Here is a 6,717-nt window from a genome sequence, read left to right as displayed (position 1 = left end):
GGGGGGCCGGGGCGGGCCGGGGCGCCGGACCCGCCGTCGTGCTCGCCGCGGCCGGCTCCCGCGACCCCGACTCGGCGGCCGACACCCGCCGCACCGCCGCCCTGCTCTCCGAACGCCTCGGCGGCGTGCCCGTCGTAGCGGCCTACGCCTCCGCCGCCCCCACCGTCCCCGACGCCGTCCGCGCCCTCACCGCCCGCGGCCACCACCGGGTCGCGGTGGCCTCGTACTTCACCGCCCCCGGCCGCTTCGCCGCGCAGCGCGCCGCCGCCGCGCCCGGCCCGGCGGCCGCCCCGCTCGGCGACCATCCCGCGCTAGCCCGGCTCGTACTGCGGCGCTACGACGAGGCCCTGGCCCGGCAGCGGACGCCGCCGGCCGCCCCGGCCCCGCTGAAACTGGCCACCGCATAAAGGCCGCGTTGGTTCCCATTGCTCAGATTGGTCGTCTTGTCGGTGCTTCCGGTTACCGTCTGAACATGGAAGGCATGGAAGGCACCGGCACCGCACCCGTCCGTCACCCCGACCCGAACGCCCCGAACACCCCCTACGACGCGTCCGACACCGAGCGCTGGGCCGCCGAGCCCGACAAACGGCCCGGCCGGACGGCCTTCCAGCGCGACCGTGCCCGCGTCCTGCACTCCGCCGCGCTGCGCCGCCTCGCCGGGAAGACCCAGGTGGTCACCCCCGGCAGCCGCTCGTACGACTGGGACGCCAGCCCCCGCACCCGACTGACGCACTCCCTGGAGTGCGCCCAGGTCGGCCGTGAGCTCGGCGCGGCCCTCGGCTGCGATCCCGACCTCGTCGAGGCCGCCTGCCTCTCGCACGACTTGGGCCACCCGCCGTTCGGGCACAACGGCGAGGAGGCGCTGAACGAGTTCGCCAAGGACTGCGGCGGCTTCGAGGGCAACGCCCAGTCGTTGCGCCTGCTGACCCGCCTGGAGCCCAAGCGGTTCGTACCGGGCCCGGCCGGCGGCGAGCCCGTCAGCGTCGGTCTCAACCTCACCCGGGCCTGCCTGGACGCCGCCACCAAGTACCCGTGGGCCCGCGGCGGCCACCCCACCGACCCGGACTCGGTCAAGTTCGGCGCGTACGAGGACGACCTGCCGGTCTTCGAGTGGCTGCGGCGCGGCGCCCCCGCGGACCGCAAGTGCTTCGAGGCCCAGGTGATGGACTGGTCGGACGACGTCGCGTACTCGGTCCACGACTTCGAGGACGGTCTGCACGCCGGGCACCTCGATCCCAACCTCCTCTTCGCCGAGCCCGAGCGCGCCGCCATCTGGCAGGTCGCGATCGGCCGTTACGTGCCCGCCGACACCGGGCCGGAGGAGCTGCGCGAGGCCCTGGACCGGCTGATGGAGCAGGAGTGGTGGCCGCACGGGTACGACGGGTCGGCCGTCGCCCAGGCCCGTCTCAAGGACGCCACCAGCCAGCTGATCGGCCGGTTCTGTCTGGCCGCGGAGGGAGCCACGCGCGAGGCGTACGGCTCCGGCCGACTGACCCGGTACGCGGCCGAGCTGGTCGTCCCGCGCGAGGCGCGCAACGAGTGCGCGGTCCTCAAGGCGGTGGCCGACCTGTACGTGATGCAGCGCGACGAGCAGGAGCGGCTCCGCGCCGATCAGCGCATCGTCCTGGCCGAACTCGCCGAGGCCCTCAGCGCCCGCGCGCCCGAGGGACTGGACCCGCAGTTCCGGGCCGTCTTCGATGCCGCACCCGACGACAAGGCCCGCAAACGCGCGGTCGTCGACCAGATCGCGGCGCTCACGGACGCCTCTGCGCGCTCCCTGCACGCCCGGCTCACACGGCGCACGCGCCGGTCCGAAGGGTGAGCCGATCGGGCCACTCCCCCTTCACGCGGCAGGCTCGGTGCGGGACGCTCGCATGTGCTCGCATGTGGCGGAGAGGTTATGAGGAGGCATCAGGTGGTCGACGCACACCGGACGTTCGTCATCGTCGGCGCAGGGCTCGCCGGGGCCAAGGCGGCCGAGACTCTGAGGTCCGAGGGGTTCACGGGGCGGGTGATCCTGGTCGGCGACGAGCGCGACCACCCCTACGAACGGCCCCCGCTGTCCAAGGGGTACCTCCAGGGCAAGGAGGAGCGTGACAGCGTCTTCGTCCACGAACCGTCCTGGTACGCCAAGGCCGACATCGAGCTGCACCTCGGCCAGCCCGCGGTCCAGCTGGACCGGGAGGCCCGCAAGGTGGTCCTCGGCGACGGCACGGCGCTGCACTACGACAAGCTGCTGCTGGCCACCGGGGCCGAGCCGCGCCGCCTCGACATCCCCGGCACGGGCCTGGCCGGGGTGCACCACCTGCGCCGGCTCGCGCACGCCGAGCGGCTGAAGGGCGTCCTGGCCACCCTCGGCCGGGACAACGGCCACCTGCTGATCGCGGGCGCCGGGTGGATCGGCCTGGAGGTCGCCGCGGCGGCCCGCGGGTACGGGGCCGAGGTCACCGTGGTCGAACCGCTGGCCACCCCGCTGCACGCGGTGCTCGGCCCGGAGATCGGGCGGCTCTTCGGGGACCTGCACGCCGAGCACGGGGTCCGCTTCCACTTCGGTTCGCGGCTCACCGAGATCGTCGGGCAGGACGGCATGGTGCTCGCGGCCCGGACCGACGACGGCGAGGAGCACCCGGCGCACGCCGTGCTCGCGGCGATCGGCGCGGCGCCGCGGACGGCGCTCGCCGAGACCTCCGGGCTGGCCCTGGTCGACCGGCAGCACGGCGGCGGCATCGCCGTGGACGCCTCGCTGCGGACCAGCGATCCGAACGTGTTCGCCGTCGGCGACGTGGCCGCGGCGCACCACCCGCTGCTGGGGACCCGGCTGCGGGTCGAGCACTGGGCGAACGCGCTCAACGGCGGTCCGGCCGCGGCGCGGGCGATGCTGGGGCAGGAGGTGTCGTACGACCGGGTGCCGTACTTCTTCTCCGACCAGTACGACGTGGGCCTGGAGTACTCGGGGTACGCGCCGGCGGGCGGCTACGACCAGGTGCTGATCCGCGGGGACGTGGCCAAGCGGGAGTTCATCGCGTTCTGGCTGGCGGAGGGGCGGGTGCTGGCCGGGATGAACGTGAACGTGTGGGACGTCACCGAGCACATCCAGGCCCTGATCCGGTCGAAGGCCCCGGTGGACCGCGAGGCGCTGGCGGACCCGACGGTCGCGCTGGACTCCCTGCTGCCGGCCGAGGGGGCCTGACGGGTTTGCCGGCGCCCGGCCGTAGACTTCACGGGTGGCTGGACGGATCAACGACGACGACGTGAAGGCGGTACGGGACGCGGTCCCGATCGACGCCGTGGTCTCCGACTACCTCCAGCTGCGCAACGCGGGCGGCGGCAACCTCAAGGGCCTGTGCCCCTTCCACGACGAGAAGTCCCCGTCCTTCCAGGTCAGCCCCAGCAAGGGTCTCTACCACTGCTTCGGCTGCCAGGCGGGCGGGGACACCCTCGACTTCATCATGAAGATCGACCACCTGTCGTTCTCGGAGGCCGTGGAACGCCTCGCGGGCCAGGCGGGCATCACCCTCCGGTACGAGGAGGGCGGGTACACCGCGGGCACCAGCGGCCGCGGCGAGCGCATCCGGCTCGTCGAGGCGCACAAGGCGGCCGCCCTGTTCTACGTCGACCAGCTGGGCGGCCCCGAGGCCGAGATCGGCCGCCGGTTCCTCGCGGAGCGCGGCTTCGACCAGGCGGCGGCCGAGCACTTCAGCGTCGGGTACAGCCCGGCCGGCTGGGACCACCTGACCCGGTTCCTGCGCGGCAAGGGCTTCACCGACAAGGAGCTGATCACCTCCGGCCTGGCCCAGGACAGCCGCAGCGGCAAGCCCATCGACCGCTTCCGCGGCCGCCTGATGTGGCCGATCCGCGACATCAGCGGCGAGGTGGTCGGCTTCGGTGCGCGCAAGCTGCGCGACGACGACAACGGGCCGAAGTACCTGAACACGCCCGAGACGCCGATCTACAAGAAGTCCCAGGTGCTGTACGGCATCGACCTGGCGAAGAAGGAGATCGCGAAGACCTCGCGGGCCGTGGTGGTCGAGGGCTACACGGACGTGATGGCCTGCCACATGGCCGGGGTCACGACCGCGATCGCGACCTGTGGCACCGCCTTCGGCGGCGATCACATCAAGATCCTGCGCCGGCTGCTGATGGACAACGCGACGGCCGAGGTGATCTTCACCTTCGACGGTGACGCGGCCGGCCAGAAGGCCGCGCTGCGCGCCTTCGAGGACGACCAGAAGTTCGCCGCCGAAACCTCCATCACCATCGCCCCCGGCGGCATGGACCCGTGCGACCTGCGCCTGGCGCAGGGCGACGCGGCGGTGGTCGGGCTGGTGGACGCCCGGACTCCGCTGTTCGAGTTCGCACTGCGGCACATCGTGGCCCGGCACAACCTGGAGAACCCGGCGGGGCGGGCGGCCGCGCTGGACGAGGCGGCTCCGGTCGTCGCCAACATCAAGAACATCGCGATCCAGCACGAGTCGGCGGTCCAGCTCGCGGGGATGCTGGGCATCCGGGACGAGCAGTTCGTGGTCAAGCGGGTCGCGCAGCTGGCGCGCTGGGCCCGGGAGCGCGGCGGCCAGCCCGGCGGGCAGCAGCAGGGCCGCGGCCGCCCGGCCCAGGCGTCCTCGTACGAGGCGGCCCCGGCGCCGAGCGCCCCCGCGGGCGGCGGACCGGCGCTGAACCTGCGCAGCCCGGCGCACCGCACGGAGCGGGAACTGCTCAAGCTGGCGCTCCAGCGGCCGGCCCTGGTCTCGCCGGCCTTCGACGCGTACGGGGTGGACGAGTTCACCGCCCCGCCGTACGCGGCGGTCCGGGAGGCCATCCAGGCCGCGGGCGGCGCCTCCCTGGGCACCGACGACTACCTGGCCCGGGTCCGCGACGCCGCGCCGAACGACACGGTCCGCGCCCTGGTCACCGAGCTCGCGGTCGAGGCCATCCACGCCAAGACGGTGGACGAGGTCTACGCGGGCGTCCAGCTGGTCCAGGTCCGGCTGCGCGCGGTCGACCGCCGGGTCCACGAGATCCAGGGCACGATGTCGCGCCTGGGCCCGCAGGCGCCGCCGGAGCAGCTGGCGGCGGTCCAGGAGGAACTCTGGGTCCTCCAGCAGTACGGCCGGCGCCTGCGCAACCGCGGGGCCGAAGGCCTGTAGGACGCGGGGCCCGTGGCGCGCCCGGTGCCCGGCCCGGCGCCCGGTGCTTCAGGCCCGTCGGGCGAACCAGTCGCCGCCCGGTATCTCGGTGCCCGACTCGCGCAGCCGGCGCGCCAGCAGCGGCGCCGCCAGGTAGACCCAGGCGGGGGTGCGGCTGCCGTCCGGGCGGAGCGCGTCCCGGCGGACCCGGTCGTAGACGTTCAGCGGCCGGCCGGGGCCGTGGTACTCCTCCAGCCGGTCCAGTTCGGCCAGCACCCTCCCGTACGCGCCGGGCGCCGGGGTGACCAGCTCGCCGACGATCTGCGATCCCGGGTGCTGGACGGCGTACGGGTAGCCGGGACCGTCGTACAGCAGCGCGTCCGGGAGCCGGGCGGGTTCCTCGGCGGCCGTGCGGCCCCGCAGGAACAGGGCGTGGTTGACCTCCCCGGGGCGCAGCGTCCCGTACACGAAGAAGGGGAGCTCGGCGGTGGTCATCGGGCCGTCACCCCCGCGGCGGGCCGCGCCTGCTTCCGTGGCCGGTCGGCTGATGTCACGGGGACCCTCCCTCGGTTGTGGCGGACGGCGCGCGGCCCGGGACTTCGGTCCCCGGTCCACCCGCCTGCCCCCACGGTACGCACCGCTGTCACACGGCCTCCCGGCGCCCGTGACCATCGCCGTCCGTCCCGTCGGCCGCCGCGCCGGCAGGGGGCTGGGCCTGACCGTCGCCTTCGGTCAGGCCCCGGCGATCGGGGCCCGGGTGAGGCTGTCCGACCCGGCCCCGGCGGGCGCGGCGGCGACGGTGGTGCCACCGCCGGTCTCACCCGGACGGGGCGGCTCACCTGATCGACCGAATCGGGGGCTGTGACCTGCGGCAATACTGCCCGGAGCAAGGAAACTGACGGAACATCAGCAGGCGGGCCGCGGGCGGGCCGGGTTACCTCTGGAGCACGACCCCGTGTCTCCAGGAGCCCCCATGCGCCGACGCACCGCCCATGTGCTCACCGCCACCGCGCTGACCGCCGCCGCCCTCACCGGCCCGGTCGCCGGGGTGGTCGCCGCCGCGGAACTCGGCACGGCGGGCTTCGCCCCCGGCGACTTCGCGAAGCTGGAGGTATGGCCGAAAACCGCTGCTCCCGGGGGGAGCGTCACCGTGAACACCAGCGCCTGCGGAACGGGCGGCCATGCCGACGGGGACGCCACCACGGTCGGCGGCGGCCGCTTCAAGCTGGTGCCCGGAACCCACGAAGAGGTGGTCACCGGGCAGTTCCAGATCGCCCGCGACACCCGCCCCGGCACCTACGGAATCGGCGCGACCTGCGCCGACGGCAAGTTCGCCACCGGCGACCTGGTCGTCACCGAACGCGGCCCGCGGGGCCACGTCCGTACCGGGGTGGGCGGCGGGACGACCTCCACCGTCGACCCCACCAAGATCACGGCGGGAGCGGCCGTGCTGGCCGCGGCCGCCGTCGGCGGTACCTGGCTCCTGCGTCGCCGGGCGAGCGGCACGCGGAGCTGACGGGCGCCCACCGCGGCTGCGGCCGCGGTCCGACCGGTACCGTCCCCCCGGGGGCCCCCCCCCCCCGCGCCCCCCCCC

Annotated in this window: 6 protein-coding genes; 5 read left to right on the top strand and 1 reads right to left on the bottom strand. The window is 74.6% G+C overall.

Translation table 11 applies throughout. The features are described 5' to 3' along the window. The 4 genes from ACFXA3_RS06885 to dnaG all read left to right on the top strand — a co-directional run. Window positions 1–407 (top strand): CbiX/SirB N-terminal domain-containing protein (locus ACFXA3_RS06885; protein WP_385182969.1); only part of this gene is annotated, 407 nt, incomplete at its 5' end. Window positions 408–472: 65 nt separating this feature from the next. Further along, complete coding sequence (locus ACFXA3_RS06880) at window positions 473–1,822, top strand: deoxyguanosinetriphosphate triphosphohydrolase (RefSeq protein WP_385182967.1); 1,350 nt, start codon at window positions 473–475, stop codon at window positions 1,820–1,822. Between the two features lie 93 nt (window positions 1,823–1,915). Further along, window positions 1,916–3,190, top strand: a complete 1,275-nt coding sequence (locus ACFXA3_RS06875; protein WP_385182965.1) for an NAD(P)/FAD-dependent oxidoreductase — start codon at window positions 1,916–1,918, stop codon at window positions 3,188–3,190. A 34-nt stretch (window positions 3,191–3,224) separates the two neighbouring features. Continuing rightward, on the top strand, window positions 3,225–5,144 hold the full coding sequence (gene dnaG, locus ACFXA3_RS06870) for a DNA primase (protein WP_385182963.1): 1,920 nt from the start codon (window positions 3,225–3,227) through the stop codon (window positions 5,142–5,144). 48 nt (window positions 5,145–5,192) lie between these two features. Here dnaG and ACFXA3_RS06865 read toward each other — a convergent pair whose 3' ends face one another. Next, a complete protein-coding gene (locus ACFXA3_RS06865) occupies window positions 5,193–5,618 on the bottom strand; it encodes a gamma-glutamylcyclotransferase family protein (protein ID WP_385182960.1) in 426 nt (141 codons plus the stop codon). A 478-nt stretch (window positions 5,619–6,096) separates the two neighbouring features. On the opposite strand from ACFXA3_RS06865, the gene ACFXA3_RS06860 reads away from it, so the two are divergent. Continuing rightward, window positions 6,097–6,639, top strand: coding sequence for a hypothetical protein (locus ACFXA3_RS06860; protein WP_385182957.1), 543 nt, complete (start codon window positions 6,097–6,099; stop codon window positions 6,637–6,639). Window positions 6,640–6,717: the final 78 nt, after the last annotated feature.

The sequence above is a fragment of the Streptomyces sp. NPDC059456 genome, assembly GCF_042750055.1.
GTDB lineage: Bacteria > Actinomycetota > Actinomycetes > Streptomycetales > Streptomycetaceae > Streptomyces.
The sequence above is the reverse complement of the archived record's forward strand: the minus strand, read 5'-3'. Positions and strand labels throughout refer to the sequence as shown.

What these genes read in the sequence shown, in the direction of transcription:
- ACFXA3_RS06880 (WP_385182967.1), top strand. Translation starts at nt 473, where the DNA reads ATGGAAGGCATGGAAGGCACCGGCACCGCACCCGTCCGTCACCCCGAC.
- ACFXA3_RS06865 (WP_385182960.1), bottom strand. Translation starts at nt 5,618, where the DNA reads ATGACCACCGCCGAGCTCCCCTTCTTCGTGTACGGGACGCTGCGCCCC.
- ACFXA3_RS06860 (WP_385182957.1), top strand. Translation starts at nt 6,097, where the DNA reads ATGCGCCGACGCACCGCCCATGTGCTCACCGCCACCGCGCTGACCGCC.